Below are 14,315 nucleotides of genomic sequence, written 5' to 3' on the forward strand. Positions count from 1 at the left end.
TCGAAGGAACATAAGCGGCTAATGCTAGCGGAGCAGGGGCGAAATTGCATCCGGTGTGGTCGTCTAATCTGACTAAGATTGGGTCTGGGACTCGGTTGTCGACACGGTTTTGTACAGTCAGGAGAGTTTATGCGCTCAGCCATGGGGGCTTTGCTGTTGTTGGGTAGCAGTTGCTTTGCCGAGGAAGGCCCCTTGCGCGTCGCCATTACCGACGGCTGGGCGATGCCCATGGTGCAGATCGAACGGGGGCGCCCGACCCAGGGCATCCTTCCCGATATAATGACCAGCCTGGCGACCCAGGTGGGACTGCCGGCGCAATTCCATGTCCTGTCCCGCGCCCGACTGGACGACGCCATGAAACACGGCGAGATCGACCTGCGTTGCTACGTCAGCCCCGACTGGGTAAAGAATAGTGGTGATTACCTGTGGAGCATCCCGTTGTTTTTCCAGCGCGACCTGCTCGTCGCCACGGCAAGCCCCCCTGCGGCGGTAACACCCGCAACATTGCCGGAACAAGCCATCGGCACGGTGCTCGGCTATACCTACCCAACCTTGCAACCCTTGTTCGACAGCGGCCAACTGCGCCGCGACGATGCCCGCAGCCAGGAACAAGTGCTGGCGAAACTGCTGGCCGGGCGTTATCGCTACGGGATCAGTAACCAATGGGCGCTGGACTGGTTCAATCAACGCCATACCGCTGATCGACAACTTAATGAAGTGGCCGTGCTCCAGGAACAGCAGTTGAGCTGTTACGTGCGCAACGATCCGAACATTCCAGCGCAACGCATCCTGAGAACCTTGCTGAACATGAAGACGTCCGGGGAGATCGACGCAATCATCCAGCTTTACACCGGCCGCAGTGACGTATCGCAGGCCAGGAGCGAGGCACCCTCCCCCTGATCACTTGGCCGCTGCTGCCATTGCGACGGCGGGATGAACCCCCGCACCCAGCCGGGTATCTGTTCGGGCGGCATGGGCCGGGCGATGAAATAACCTTGTGCCACCTCGCAGCCCAGGTTCAACAGCAGTTGGCCGTGCTCAAGGCTGTCCAAGCCCTCGGCGACCACCTCGCGGCCAAACGCCCGGGCCAGGCCGATCACCGCTTCGGTCAGTGCCAGGTCGTCGCGGTCGTGGAGAATGTCGCGGACAAAGGTCTTGTCGATCTTGATGGTTTGCGTGCGCAGGTGCTTGAGGTCATTGAGCGAGCAGTAGCCCGTGCCGAAACCACCCAGCGAAAACCCCACGCCCAAGGCATGGCAAGCCTGGAGGCAGGCGCTGACGTGGGCAAGGTTCTCCACCGCGACGGATTCGACAATCTGCAGATCCAACAGGCGCGGCGGTACCGCCGGATGCCGTTCCAATACCTGTCGCAGCCGTTCGACAAAATCCGCCCGCTGGAAATGCCGCGCCGAGATATTGATGCTCACCGGCCAGCCCTGTCCCGCGTGCTGCCATTGCTGCAACTGGGTCAATACCTGCTCCATGACCCACTCGCCGATCTCGACGATCAGGTCGGTCTCTTCCACCAGCGGCAGGAACTCCCGAGGCGGCACCAGGCCACGTTGCGGATGCTTCCAGCGCAGCAGCGCCTCCAGGCCGACCACGGTGCCATGACGCATATTGACCTTGGGCTGGAAATGCAGCCGCAACTCGTTGCCGGCCAGTGCCTGGCGGACCCGCTCGACGGTCTGGTAAGTAGCTCGCACTTCCTTGTCCCGGGACACATCGAACAAGTGGAAACGATTGCGACCGCTTTGCTTGGCCACGTACATCGCCTGGTCAGCGTGGCGCAACAAGGTCTCGGCGTCTTCGTTGTCCCACGGGAACAGCGTGACGCCAATGCTGGCGAAGACCTTGATGTCCTTGCCGTCAATGCCATACGGCATGGAAACGGCGATCAAGACCCGATTCAACGCAGCATGCAACTCATCCATCCCACGCACATGGCGCAGCACCAGCACGAACTCGTCCCCGCCCAGCCGCGCCACCACATCCTCGCCACGCACGATACTGCGCAGGCGCCTGGCGACCTCCACCAGCAGCCGATCACCACTGGCATGACCGTAACCGTCATTGACCGCCTTGAAGCCATCGAGGTCGAGCATGCACACCGCCAGGGGCAAGTTTTCCGCACGGGAAAACTCCAGGGCCTGGTCCAGCAGATCGGACAGATAAGTGCGGTTGGGCAACCCGGTCAGCACATCGTGACCGACTCGCCATTGCAGGGAATGCAGCAGGCGGCGTTTTTCGCTGACGTCGAAGCGAATCGCCAGGTAGCGTTCGATTTGCCCCGTCTCGTCGTCGGTGACCGGCACCAGTGTGGTGTCGACCCAGTGCAGCGAACCGTCCCTGGCCCGGTTGCAGATCTCTCCTTTCCAGACCTGCCCCAGGGCAATAGTGCGCCACATGGCGCTGAAGAACTCGTCAGGGTGTTGGCCGGAATTGAGCAGGCGATGATTCACGCCCAGCAACTCATCGCGCCGGTAACCAAAAAGGTTGCAAAATTGATCGTTGACGTAGGTGATGCGCCCGCTCAGATCGGTTTCGGAAAAAATCGCGGCGGCGTCAACGGCTCTGCGGTACTTCTTATCCATCGAAGCAGTCATCCATGAGTCAGGCTCATTTGTCGCGCGCGGTTGCACCGCCTTCAAGACAGGCGAAAATCAACTAGGCTCAAACACTTTGAGAAAAGCTGGAGCGCGGGCCCTGGCGGTGCTAAGGGAGAGCTTCAGCCCTTGCCTAGTATTGCGGCAAGAAACACAAGGCCCGGTCTCTGTACGCACCCCGGCTTCTGAAGCAGGTCACCAAATACCCGTGCCAAAGGCCGATTCTACGAAACACATCACACTTTGCAAAGCAAGGTGATGGATCACGCGGTTGCCTAATGCGAAAATCTATCGTTAAGTTCTTGATTCTAAATGGGAATTAAGCGATGCAAATTTCAAGTTTGGGTCCAGCCATCAGACGCTACCGCAAAGTAGCGGGGCTTACTCAGGCTGAACTTGGCGAAAAAACCGGTTTTGACCCCAAAACCATCAGCCGCTTCGAAACCGGCACCTACACCCCCAGCGTCGAAGCCTTGTTCCTGCTTGCCAATGTGCTAGGCGTACAACTGAAAGCCTTTTTTGCCGACATGGGCGATGAGGACGAACAGCGGGCGTATCTGTTCGGTGTCATACACAAAGCCACCTCCAAGGACCTGGGAAAGTTGATCGCAGCGGTCGACCAGGCCTTGTCCAAGCCTTGATGCAGATGTGAAGGAGAAGCCTGGCCGGTCGATGCTGGACGGGCCGCACCTCTGCTTCAGCGCTGGCTTGCCCTGCCCGCAACAAAATCCGGACAGCAGAAGGCACCAATCGATATCGATCAGCAAAAAAAAGGAATTTTTGATTTGGCAAACCTTGCGAACGAAGGCCTGGGCGTTATGGAGGCAACCCCACCAGCCACACCCCGGCACACAATGTTCCCGCTGTGGCTGCTTCCTTCCGGATCTGACCAGGTTCACGGGTAATCGTTGCGGGGGGACCGATGGGGTCACCATAACGACGCCCGCCTGACGGCGAGCCGCGCCATTGTACCTATCTGGCAAGAAGTTACAACCGTTCGTGCCGGATAAAAAAACTTAAGGTGTTCAAGTACTTGCTGTGGGAGCAAAGCGTGCTCGCGATGGCTTCGGCACATTCGACATGGATGCAAGCCAACCTGCCGCTATCGCGAGCAGGCTCGCTCACATGAGTCACTGATGTTCATAAATCCACTGTTCGTCCCAGATCCCTTGTGAGAGCGAGCTTGCTCGCGATGCCGCAGGCGCATTCAACATCATTGCAACCTGATACACCGCCATCGCGAGCAGGCTCACCTACGAACCTACATCAGTGTCGATATTAGATGGCCACTCAAGACGAGGTATTACAAACTACCACTGGGCAGAACGGCCCATATTCGCCATTGAGCGCCTGAGCGCGAACTTGAACATTGAAATAGACAGGTCGGGATCCCCCACTGACGCCAATCTCATGTCGGTACCAGCCACGCCCGTCCGGCCTCACTTGGGTTGCAGGAACAAACTGCGCCTGTCCAGTGGCTACCGCGGTTACTTTAAACGTGTGAGCCGCAACCTGATCGGGCCGGACATTATCTGAGATTTGCCAGGCCAATATAATGGTGTACTGGCTTTGACCGGCTTGGGAAAGTCTGCGAGGCGCATTGGGAATAATTGTCGCTTTATCCATCTCATCAAGTTTCATAGTATCTTCCATAATAAATATAGCCATCATCCATGGCGGTTTTCATGCTAACGGAAAACATGAATGGCAGACACAATAAAAACAAATGGTATCACTTAACTTTGAGACCCAGCACAGCCCTGTCGCCGCCACTGCATTGAACAATACGAACAGACCAGAAAACCTAATGCGGTCTTTACAACCTATTAACGATCATTATGCCGAGGTGCTACAGACCAACACCGGACAGAATGGCCCATGTTCGGCATTGAGGGCCATAGCCCGAACCTGAACATTGTAAAAAACCGGTCGTGTGCTCCCATCGACACCTATTTCATGCCGATACCAGCCACGTTCGTCAGGCTGCACTTGGGTTCCAGGGACAGGTAGCGATTGCCCACCCTCCACCTTAGTCACTCTGAACGTATGCCCGGCGACCTGATGGGGCTCGACATTATCCGAGATTTGCCAAAACAATATAATCGAGTATGTGGTCTGTCCAACCTGAGAAAGGTTTCGAGGCTCATTGGGAATGACCACCGACTTATCCGCATTATCAGTCTTCACAGTATTTTCCCTCTACAAAATAGAGCGCTCATTCATGACTATTTTAGAGTAGAAAAAAATTTGAGTGAATGGAACTATCAGAACAGATAGTGTTAATTCAGCACCACCTGACACTTTATCAGATGCTACAACAGCACCTCATCCGCCCGCCCCCCCTCTTCCTGGATCACCAGGTGAATGAAATGCAACTTGGTAATAACGGCGGCCGGTACGACGAACGGGTAGAAATCCGGCTGCCCCATGCTGCGGGAGAGTTCGTTGAGCATGCCAGCCAACTCGATCCAGGCGTTGACGAACGACAGGAACGCCGTGCCGCCTGCGTGCTCAGAATCGTACAAGGTCTCGGACGGGAACGGCTGGTAGTCGAAATCCATCTCCCGGGCGCTCATGCCAAAACCCAAAGCGGTGTCCACCGCGTCCATCATGTGCAGGTAATGGGCCCAGGTTTCAGCCCAGTCTTCCCAGGGGTGCATAGTGGCGTAAGCGCTGACGTAATGGGCTTGCCAGCCCAGCGGCGCGCCTTGCTGATAATGCCGCTCCAGGGCTTCGTCGTAGCTGGCGCGCTCGTCCCCGAACAGCTCGCGAAAAGCCTCCAGCCAGTGGCTGTTGGCAATCAGCCGATCCCAGTAATAGTGCCCCACCTCATGACGAAAGTGCCCGAGCAAGGTGCGATACGGCTCGCGCATCTGCTGGCGCACGTGTTCACGATGGGCATCGTCCGCTTCCTTGATGTCGAGGGTGATCAGCCCGCTGGCATGACCGGTCATCGGCGGTTTGCCATCGGGATCGACGCCGATGAAGTCAAATGCCAAGCCGGTGTTTTCGTCGATGGTTTTCGGGATCACCGGCAAGCCGAGAGTGATCAGTTGCGCCACCAGCCGACGCTTGGCGGTTTCGACCTTGCACCAGCGCTCGGGGTTTTCCGGAATCGACAAATCGGGAATGGTGCGGTTCAGGCTGCAGGCAATGCACAAGGCATCGTGTCCGTTGGCCGGCAACAGCCAGTTGCACGCCGCCGGCGTGTCGAGGTTGGCACAGCGGCGCAACAGTCCGGCTTGCGGGTCGGCGTCCAGTCTCCAGGTGTCGGGTTGCTCGCCCGGTTGCAGGGACGACAGGCGGCTCTGTTCAGGCTGATAGCCCAGCGCCGCCAGGCAAGCCAGGCATTGGCTGTTGCGAAAAAACAGCGACTGGCCGCAACGACACGGCCAGACCTTGCTGTTACGCGAACGATCACCGATGAAAGGCGCGGCGATGCGTGAGCTCAGTTGTTCGAAGAAGCGGTACATGGCGATCTCCCCTTGGATCCTGCAAGACTAGATCGCCCCTTGTACGGGATCGTTCCCACGCTCTGCTTCGTAGCGCCACAAGAGCCAGAGCGGTCAAAGACAACGTTCGCGACTAAACCGTGATGCCATGCTGACTCAGAAAAACGATGAACGCCTCTTCATCCAACACCTTGAGCCCCAGCTCATTGGCCTTGGTCAACTTCGAGCCCGCGCCTGGCCCAGCCACCACGCAATGGGTTTTCGCCGACACGGAACCTGCAACCTTGGCCCCCAGGCTTTCCAGCTTGTCCTTGGCGACGTCGCGGCTCATCAGCTCCAGCGAACCGGTCAGCACCCAGGTGTGCCCTGCTTCGGGTAGGCCTTCGACGACTTTCTTCTCGCTCTGCCAATGCATGCCAAAGTCCCGCAGCTGTTGTTCCGCGGCTTCAGCCTGCTGGCGATTGGCGGCGACAGCGAAGAACTCGCGCACGGCATTGGCCTGTTTTTCCGGCAACGCCTGGCGCATGTCCAGCCAGTCAGCGCTCATCACCGCTTCGAGTGAACCGAACTTGTCCGCCAGCTTCTGCGCCCCGCCCGGTCCGACCGACGGAATGTTCAGCTTGTCCAGAAAACCACCCAGGGTGGTGCTGGCAGAAAATTCGGCGCCCAACTCGCCCTGATCCTGGATATCCAGGCCATGGCGCAGCAGGTCCTTGATCACTTGGCGATTGTGCGGGTCTTCAAAGAAGCTGTGGATCTCATGGGCCACTTCCAGGCCTACGTCGGGCAAGTAGGTGAGCACCTGAGGCAAGGCCGCCTGCACGCGCTCCAGCGAACCCAGGGAGCGCGCCAGGACCTTCGCGGTTTCCTCGCCCACGTCCGGAATGCCGAGGGCGTAGATGAACCGCGCCAGGCTCGGCTTCTTGCTGTCGACGATGGCCGCCAGCAGGTTCTTGCTCGACAGTTCGGCGAAGCCTTCCAGGTCGACCACCTGCTCAAAGGTCAGGGCATACAGATCGGCGGGCGAACCTACCAGGCCCTCGTCCACCAGTTGCTCGACGCTCTTCTCGCCCAGGCCCTCGATGTCCATCGCTCGGCGCGACACGAAGTGAATGATGGCTTGCTTGAGCTGCGCGCCACAAGCCAGGCGACCGACGCAGCGATACACCGCGCCTTCGCTGATGGTTTCACGGCCCTTGCTGCGCTTGATCAGCTGTGTGCGTTCCACGTGGGAACCACAGACTGGGCATTTTTGCGGGATTTCAACGGCCCGGGCGTTTTCCGGGCGACGCTCGGTGACGACTTGCACCACTTGCGGGATCACGTCCCCGGCGCGGCGGATGATCACGGTATCGCCGATCATCAGGCCCAGGCGCGCCACTTCGTCCATGTTGTGCAACGTGGCGTTGGCCACGGTCACGCCGGCGACCTTCACCGGCTTGAGGCGGGCCACGGGTGTGACAGCGCCGGTACGGCCAACCTGGAACTCGACGTCGAGCAACTCGGTGAGTTCTTCGCTGGCGGGGAATTTATGGGCAATGGCCCAACGCGGCTCGCGGGCGCGAAAACCGAGCTCGCGCTGGGAGGCGATGCTGTTGACCTTGAACACTACCCCGTCGATTTCATAAGGCAACGCGTTGCGCCGCTCGCCGATGTCACCGTAATAATCCAGGCATTCGTCAATGCCGTGAGCCAGCTTCAGTTCGCGACTGATAGGCAAGCCCCAGGCCTTGAGCTGCTTGAGATTGCCGATGTGGGTATCGGCAATGTCCGCGGTCACCTGACCGATACCGTAGCAGCAGAATTCCAGCGGGCGGTTGGCGGTGATCTTGGAATCCAGCTGGCGCAGGCTCCCCGCCGCCGCGTTGCGCGGGTTGGCGAAGGTCTTGCCGCCCGCTTCCAGTTGCGTAGCGTTGAGGCGCTCGAAGCCGGCCTTGGACATGAACACCTCGCCGCGCACTTCCAGCAATGGCGGCCAGCCGCTGCCCTGCAACTTGAGGGGGATATTGCGCACGGTACGCACGTTGACGCTGATGTCCTCGCCCGTGGTGCCATCACCGCGCGTGGCTCCGCGCACCAGCATGCCGTCCTGATATAACAGGCTGACCGCCAGGCCATCGAGCTTCGGCTCGCAGCTGTATTCAACCGCCGCGCCACCGCCCAGTAAATCGCCCATGGGCAGATCGAGGCCTTCGGTCACCCGGCGATCGAATTCGCGCAGGGTGGTTTCGTCGAAGGCGTTGCCCAGACTGAGCATCGGGATCTCATGACGGACCTGGCTGAACGCCGACAGCGCCACGCTGCCGACCCGCTGGGTCGGGGAATCGCTGGTCACCAGCTCCGGATGCTGCTCTTCCAGGGCCTTGAGCTCGTGGAACAGGCGGTCGTACTCGGCGTCCGGGATGCTTGGCTCATCGAGGACGTGATAGCGGTAGTTGTGCTGGTCCAGCTCGGTGCGCAGCTGTTGGATGCGGGTTTGAACGGTGTTCATGGGTGTTCTCTCATAAAGCAAAAGAGCAGCCGAGGCTGCTCATTCTCAATACTTCAATCGCGCGTAGGAGCCGTAGGAGCTGACGAGTGCAACGAGGCTGCGATCTTTCCCCAGACACTTGAATCTCAAGCGAAAGATCAAAAGATCAAAAGATCGCAGCCTTCGGCAGCTCCTACAAGGCCAGCGATCTTTGGCCTCAGCGCTTCTGAGTCAGTGCCCGGCGCTCGAATTCGACGATACGCTGACGGTAGTGCTCGATGGTCTGGGCGGTCAGCACACTGCGCTGGTCATCCTTGAGTTCGCCATTGAGTTCCTGGGACAGCTTGCGCGCCGCGGCCACCATCACGTCAAAGGCCTGCTTGGGATGACGTGGGCCTGGCAGGCCGAGGAAGAAGCTCACTGCCGGCGTGCTGAAGTGGTCGATGTCGTCCAGGTCGAACACGCCTGGCTTGACCGCGTTGGCCATGGAGAACAGTACCTCGCCGTTGCCAGCCATGCTCTCGTGACGGTGAAAGATGTCCATCTCGCCGAAACGCAGGCCGCTTTCCAGGATGTTCTGCAACAACGCCGGGCCCTTGAAGCCAGCCGGGTCGCGGCAGATCACGCTGATCACCAGCACTTCTTCAGCCTGGGCCTGGTCTTTGTCGGCGCTCGAGGTTTTGTTCTCGTCCGGGAAATCGCTGTCACGACCGCTGAAGCTCGGGCCACCATCAAGGTCCAGGTTCAGGTTCAAATCACCCTGGGACGGCTCGCTGTTGCGCTTGCCACGCTTGGAACCCGACTCCCGTGGCTCACGAGCAGGCGCGCTCATCGACGGCAAGTCGTGTTCGTCCAGCTGCGGCTCCTTGTGGGTGTCCAGCACCCGCGGCGGGCCCAGCAGTTCGGCGCTGTCATCCTCATCGGGCAGGTTCGACAGGCTGCGATCCAGGCGAAACTTCAGTTTCCCCTTGCCGCCGCGCATGCGACGCCAGCCGTCGAAAAGAATACCGGCAATGACAATGATGCCGATGACGATCAGCCACTCGCGCAGACCGATTTCCATGTAATCCCGTGCCTCTATAAAAATGCTGAAAAATAAGGGGCTTAGCTATTTGCAAACCGCTTTAAAACGTGGCGCCAACTCTATGTTCTGAATGGCCTTTTGCCCACGCATACGAAAAATTGACATTAAACTAGCACGACCAAAGATAACTTTACACCGTCTGTCGCACAGGCTTGTGCCCAATCTGTGATTTGAACAACAGGCCCAGGGTAAAAAATACCTACAGCGTTCCAAGTAGAAGCCCTACAAACCGTTCTTCAGGCGTCCACCATTGCCATGGCCTCCTCCACATCCACCGCCACCAACCGCGAACAGCCCGGCTCATGCATGGTCACCCCCATCAACTGATCGGCCATTTCCATGGCGATCTTGTTGTGGGTGATGTAGATGAACTGCACCGTTTCAGACATCTCCTTCACCAGCCGTGCGTAACGGCCTACGTTGGCGTCGTCCAGTGGTGCATCGACTTCGTCGAGCATGCAGAACGGCGCCGGGTTCAATTTGAAGATGGCAAAGACCAGGGCCAGCGCGGTCAGCGCCTTTTCGCCACCGGAGAGCAAATGGATGGTGCTGTTCTTCTTGCCAGGAGGACGCGCCATGATTGTCACCCCTGTATCGAGTAAATCTTCGCCCGTCAGTTCCAAGTAAGCGCTGCCGCCACCGAAAACTTTTGGGAAAAGTGCCTGCAAACCGCCGTTGATCTGATCAAAGGTATCCTTGAAGCGATTGCGGGTTTCCTTGTCGATCTTGCGAATGACGTTTTCCAGAGTCTCCAGCGCCTCCACCAGATCGTCGTTCTGGGCGTCCAGGTAGCGCTTGCGCTCGGATTGCTGCTGGTACTCGTCGATGGCCGCCAGGTTGATTGCTCCCAGGCGCTGGATGCGCTGGGCAATGCGCTCCAGTTCCTCCTCGGCGTCCTTCTCGTTCGCCCCGGCCACCAGGGTGGCGAGCACGCCGTCAAGGTCGTAGCCGTCTTCCAGCAATTGGTCCTGCAAGGCTTTGCGCCGTACCGTCAAGGCCTGCCATTCCATGCGCTGCTGTTCCATCTGGCCGCGGATCAATTGCGATTGCTGCTCGGCCTGGCTGCGGCGCTTCTCGGCGTCGCGCAGTTCGCGGTCGGCGTCCTCCAGAGCGATCTGCGCCGTCTTGAGCTCCTCATCGACGCTCATGCGCTTGTCGAGCAACTCTTCGAGCTTGAGGCGCAGCTCTTCCAGCGGCGCTTCGCCCTCCTCCAGATTGAGGCTCAACTGCTCGCGTTTTTCGGTCAGGCGTTCGGACTGCATCTCCAGTCGTTCCAAGGCCTGGCGGGTGGAATCGTGCTGGGCCTTGAGCGAGCCCAGGCGTACCGCCAACTGATGGGCATGATCCTTGTGCTGGCGTGCTTCCTGGCGCACCCGGTCCAAGCGCTCGCGCAAGCTGTCACGTTGGGCCAGCAACAGTTCACGCTGCTCGGTGTCCAGCGCCATGGCGTCGAGGGCGTCTTGCAGTTGCAAGCGCGCCTCGCCAATCTGTTCGTGCTCCAATGCCCGCTGCTCGCCCAGTTCGGCGATCTCTTCTTCAAGGCGGGTGCGGCGCAGCGCCAGTTGTTCGACCTTGGCCTTGCCAGCCGATAACTGCGCCTTGAGTTCGCCTTGCTGGCGCGCTTCATCCTGCAACAGCCGCCGCAGGTGTTCGCGACCGTTCTCCTGCTGACGCTGTTGCGCCCGCAGGTTCTGCAATTCGGTTTCCAGGGCTTCGACGCTGGCTTCGCGCTCTTCGCGCTCGGCGCCCAGGCGCTGAATTTCCTGGCCACGGGCGAGCATGCCGCTCTCGGCTTCGCTGGCCCGGCGCACCCGCAGGAAATGCCGGCCGACCCAATACCCGTCACGGCTGATCAGGCTTTCGCCGGCCGCCAACTGCCCACGCAGGGCCAAAGCCTGTTCAAGGCTGTCCACCGGTTTGACCTGCCCCAGCCAAGGCGACAGGTCGACCTGGGCCTCGACCTTGTCCAGCAAGCTGCCGGGGATTCGTACCCCGTCGCCAGCCGGGCTGAGCAAGCGCAGATCGCCCTGGGTGAAACCCGACAGGTCGAAGCCAGCGAAGTCATCCACCAACACCGCTTGCAGGTCGGCACCCAGCACGGTCTCCACCGCCAGCTCCCAACCGGCATCGACCTTCAGGCCCTCAGCCAGTCGCGGACGCTCGGCCAGATGCTGGTCGCGCAGCCATTCGGCGGTGCCGGTGCCCGGGTCCAGCGCGGCTTGCTGCAAGGCTTCCAGCGAGGCCAGGCGCCCATTGAGCCGCTGCAATTCGCCCTGGCCCTGCTGCTGGTTCTGCAAGGCCAGCTGCAAGGCCTGGCGCAGTTGCTCGAGCCGTTCGACCTGAGCGTCTTCGCTGGCCTGCAAGTCTTCGAGGGTGGCTTCGCTGGCGGCCAGTTGCTCGCTCAGATCGAGGATCGCCGCATCTTCCGGGTCCGCCGCGAGCAAGGCGCGTTCTTCGGCCAGGCGGCGTTGACGGTCGGCCAGGCGCTCCATGCTGGTTTCCAACTGCTGGATGCGCGACTGCTGGACTTCAGCCTGGCGCCGTGGCTCGGCCGAGGTCAGGTTGAAGCTGTCCCACTGCTCTTGCCAACCGTGCATGGTCAGCTCGGCTTCTTCCAGGGCGGCAGCAGCCTCTTCGGCGGCGGCGCTGGTGACTTCCTGCTCCGGCGTGAGCCGGTCCAGCTCTTCGCCGAGGGTCAGCAGCAAGGTGCGGTCGTGGCCCAGGTGCGATTCGGTTTCCAGGCGCGCCCGCTCGGCTTCCTTCAAGTCATCCTGCAACTGCCGCAGCCGCTGCTGGCCATGCTGGATGCTCTGCTCGACCCGGGCGATGTCGCCCCCCACGGAATAGAAGCGCCCCTGCACCAGATTGAAGCGCTCGGACAGGTCGTGGTGCCCATCACGCAGGCGCTCGATGGCGGCGTCGGCGTTGCGTTGTTCGGCTACCAGGGCTTCGAAGCTGACTTCCTGGTTGCCAATGACCGCCTCGCGCTGGCCGACCTGCTCGTTCAACGCCTGCCAACGCAGGGCCGAAAGCTGGGCCTTGAGCTGGCGCTCCTCGCCCTTGTATTCCTGGTACTTTTTCGCGGCCTCGGCCTGACGGTGCAAACGCTCGAGTTGGCGTTCGAGTTCTTCGCGCAGGTCGGTCAGGCGCGCGAGGTTTTCGTGGGTGCGACGAATGCGGTTTTCAGTCTCGCGCCGCCGCTCCTTGTATTTGGAAATACCGGCGGCTTCTTCGATGAAGTTGCGCAGGTCTTCGGGCTTGGCCTCGATCAACTTGGAGATCATGCCCTGTTCGATGATCGAGTAGCTGCGCGGGCCCAGGCCGGTGCCGAGGAAAATATCGGTGATGTCGCGACGCCGGCACTTGGCGCCGTTGAGGAAATAGCTGTTCTGGCTGTCGCGGGTCACTTTGCGACGAATGGAGATTTCCGCATACGCCGCGTATTCACCCACCAGGGTGCCGTCGGAGTTATCGAACACCAACTCGATGCTGGCCTGGCTCACCGGCTTGCGGCTGGTGGAGCCGTTGAAGATGACGTCGGTCATCGACTCGCCGCGCAGGTTCTTGGCCGAACTCTCGCCCATCACCCAGCGCACGGCGTCGATGATGTTCGACTTGCCGCAACCATTGGGCCCGACCACCGCCGCCATGTTACTGGGGAAGTTCACCGTAGTCGGGTCGACGAAGGATTTGAACCCCGCCAGCTTGATGCACTTGAGCCGCACGTTCAGGCCTTCGTCAGTGCAGAGACCACCAGATCGCAACTGCGCTGGGCGTAGGCCGTGAGCACGATGCGGATCTGCGGCAAATCACGGGCCAGCACGGCGGCGAGCAGGCGCTGGAACAGGTCGAGGAACTCGCTCATTTCCGCCTTGCGCTGGTCCAGGGCCAGGAAATAGGCACGGCTCATGGCCGGTTGCAGGTTCTCGACGGTTTCCTGCAAATACGGGTTGTTGGCGAAGGGATAGGCGGCGCGCATCACGCTGAAGCTTTCATCGACGAAGGTGCGGATGTCCTGACGCGCGTAGGCGTCGTTGAGACGCTGCTGGATGGCCACGAACGGCGCCATGTCGGCCTGTTCTTTCCAGCCATGGGCCACGGCGTTGCCCAGCAGGATGTACAGCTCGCTCATCAGCGTGCAGAGGCTGCGCACCTTGTGCTCGGTGAGTTCGGTGACGTGGGCGCCACGGCGCGGCAGGATCGCGACCAAGTGACGCCGCTCCAGGATCAGCAAGGCCTCGCGGACCGAGCCGCGGCTGACGTTGAGCGCCAGCGTGACCTTCTGCTCCTGGATGCGCTCTCCCGGTTTCATTTCGCCGCGAATGATGCGTTCGGCGAGGTGATGGGCGATTTGCTCGGCGAGGCTGTCCGGGGCCTTGAACGTCATGGTTGTCCTTCAAACTCTTCGATTTGCACAAGCGGCGCAGTGTAGCGCACTCGATACGTCATGGCGCAGGGCCTGTACCGGGTTTTTGGCACGATATAAGCAAAATATTTAATCAAAAAAGCTTAAGTCCTCACCCTGAAACCAAACCTGTGGGAGCGAGCTTGCTCGCGATAGCGCCAGGTCAGTTGCTGCATTCATCGACTGGGACTGCGCCATCGCGAGCAAGCTCGCTCCCACAGGGTCCATACTTAACAAACTCGGGCAGTTGATCGACCCAGCGGATTTTCCTGACCCTTAAGTCAGAAAATCATTGACC

General features: G+C 60.0%; 9 protein-coding genes and 1 other RNA gene. 2 read left to right on the forward strand and 8 right to left on the reverse strand.

Translation table 11 applies throughout. The features are described from left to right. Positions 1-129 precede the first annotated feature (129 nt). Positions 130-900, forward strand: a complete 771-nt coding sequence (locus tag KI237_RS20695) for a substrate-binding periplasmic protein (protein WP_212796832.1) — start codon at positions 130-132, stop codon at positions 898-900. Here the strand turns inward: KI237_RS20695 and KI237_RS20700 are convergent. Then, the gene (locus tag KI237_RS20700) at positions 846-2,594 is read right to left on the reverse strand and encodes a putative bifunctional diguanylate cyclase/phosphodiesterase (protein ID WP_212796833.1); all 1,749 of its coding nucleotides are present in this window, start codon (positions 2,592-2,594) and stop codon (positions 846-848) included. The genes KI237_RS20695 and KI237_RS20700 overlap by 55 nt on opposite strands. Before the next feature lie 338 nt (positions 2,595-2,932). Here KI237_RS20700 and KI237_RS20705 point away from each other — a divergent pair, with 338 nt between their 5' ends. Continuing rightward, on the forward strand, positions 2,933-3,247 hold the full coding sequence (locus KI237_RS20705) for a helix-turn-helix domain-containing protein (RefSeq protein ID WP_212796834.1): 315 nt from the start codon (positions 2,933-2,935) through the stop codon (positions 3,245-3,247). A gap of 187 nt (positions 3,248-3,434) precedes the next feature. On the opposite strand, the gene ffs is transcribed toward KI237_RS20705, so the two are convergent. From ffs to KI237_RS20740, 7 genes are all read right to left on the reverse strand, one after another. After that, positions 3,435-3,531: signal recognition particle sRNA small type (gene ffs, locus KI237_RS20710), an RNA gene on the reverse strand. A gap of 365 nt (positions 3,532-3,896) precedes the next feature. Continuing rightward, positions 3,897-4,247, reverse strand: a complete 351-nt coding sequence (locus KI237_RS20715; RefSeq protein ID WP_212796835.1) for a hypothetical protein — start codon at positions 4,245-4,247, stop codon at positions 3,897-3,899. A gap of 671 nt (positions 4,248-4,918) precedes the next feature. Then, on the reverse strand, positions 4,919-6,079 hold the full coding sequence (locus KI237_RS20720; RefSeq protein ID WP_212796836.1) for a zinc-binding metallopeptidase family protein: 1,161 nt from the start codon (positions 6,077-6,079) through the stop codon (positions 4,919-4,921). Between the two features lie 112 nt (positions 6,080-6,191). Further along, positions 6,192-8,549 carry an NAD-dependent DNA ligase LigA gene (ligA, locus tag KI237_RS20725; RefSeq protein ID WP_212796837.1) on the reverse strand — a complete coding sequence of 786 codons (2,358 nt, stop codon included), beginning with the start codon at positions 8,547-8,549 and terminating at the stop codon, positions 6,192-6,194. A 196-nt stretch (positions 8,550-8,745) separates the two neighbouring features. Then, positions 8,746-9,591 (reverse strand): cell division protein ZipA, encoded by an 846-nt coding sequence (gene zipA / locus KI237_RS20730; RefSeq protein ID WP_212796838.1) that lies wholly within the window; start codon positions 9,589-9,591, stop codon positions 8,746-8,748. A 257-nt stretch (positions 9,592-9,848) separates the two neighbouring features. Next, positions 9,849-13,337 carry a chromosome segregation protein SMC gene (gene smc, locus KI237_RS20735; RefSeq protein ID WP_212796839.1) on the reverse strand — a complete coding sequence of 1,163 codons (3,489 nt, stop codon included), beginning with the start codon at positions 13,335-13,337 and terminating at the stop codon, positions 9,849-9,851. A gap of 2 nt (positions 13,338-13,339) precedes the next feature. Further along, entirely contained in the window at positions 13,340-13,999 is a 660-nt protein-coding gene (locus KI237_RS20740) for a GntR family transcriptional regulator (protein ID WP_212796840.1), read from the reverse strand. Positions 14,000-14,315 lie beyond the last annotated feature (316 nt).

The organism is Pseudomonas sp. St316 (assembly GCF_018325905.1).
Classification (GTDB): domain Bacteria; phylum Pseudomonadota; class Gammaproteobacteria; order Pseudomonadales; family Pseudomonadaceae; genus Aquipseudomonas.

What these genes read in the sequence shown, in the direction of transcription:
- KI237_RS20695 (WP_212796832.1), top strand. Translation starts at nt 130, where the DNA reads ATGCGCTCAGCCATGGGGGCTTTGCTGTTGTTGGGTAGCAGTTGCTTT.
- KI237_RS20700 (WP_212796833.1), bottom strand. Translation starts at nt 2,594, where the DNA reads ATGGATAAGAAGTACCGCAGAGCCGTTGACGCCGCCGCGATTTTTTCC.
- KI237_RS20705 (WP_212796834.1), top strand. Translation starts at nt 2,933, where the DNA reads ATGCAAATTTCAAGTTTGGGTCCAGCCATCAGACGCTACCGCAAAGTA.
- KI237_RS20715 (WP_212796835.1), bottom strand. Translation starts at nt 4,247, where the DNA reads ATGAAACTTGATGAGATGGATAAAGCGACAATTATTCCCAATGCGCCT.
- KI237_RS20720 (WP_212796836.1), bottom strand. Translation starts at nt 6,079, where the DNA reads ATGTACCGCTTCTTCGAACAACTGAGCTCACGCATCGCCGCGCCTTTC.
- ligA (WP_212796837.1), bottom strand. Translation starts at nt 8,549, where the DNA reads ATGAACACCGTTCAAACCCGCATCCAACAGCTGCGCACCGAGCTGGAC.
- zipA (WP_212796838.1), bottom strand. Translation starts at nt 9,591, where the DNA reads ATGGAAATCGGTCTGCGCGAGTGGCTGATCGTCATCGGCATCATTGTC.
- KI237_RS20740 (WP_212796840.1), bottom strand. Translation starts at nt 13,999, where the DNA reads ATGACGTTCAAGGCCCCGGACAGCCTCGCCGAGCAAATCGCCCATCAC.